The sequence below is a fragment of the Caulobacter sp. 602-1 genome (genome assembly GCF_003931565.1).
In the GTDB taxonomy this organism is placed as follows: domain Bacteria; phylum Pseudomonadota; class Alphaproteobacteria; order Caulobacterales; family Caulobacteraceae; genus Caulobacter.
This window is the reverse complement of sequence record NZ_RRYI01000153.1, coordinates 1-286: the sequence shown is the minus strand read 5'-3', so window position 1 is coordinate 286 and position 286 is coordinate 1. Positions and strand designations below refer to the sequence as shown.

The window sequence follows — 286 nt, the reverse complement described above, 5'->3', positions numbered from 1 at the left end:
CTGGTGAAGCTGCAGGCCGTCGGCGACCGCTACGAGGTCCGGGTGAAGGGGCCCCAGGTCACGGCCGGTTATCTGGACGAACCGGAGAAGACGGCGGCGGCCTTCGACGAGGAAGGCTTCTACCGCACCGGGGGTCTCGCCCTGTTCCACGACCCCGGCGATCCGGCCCAAGGCCTGGTGTTCGCCGGTCGCGCGGCCGCGGAGTTCAAGCTCTCAAGCGGGACCTGGCTCTATGGCGGCGCGCTTAGCGACGGCCTGCTGAAGGCGCTGTCGCCGCATGTCACCG

1 pseudogene is annotated in these 286 nt (G+C 69.9%); it reads left to right on the top strand.

Annotated features, from left to right (window positions below):
• Positions 1-286, top strand: a pseudogene (locus EIK80_RS25675) (AMP-binding protein); the annotation flags it as partial.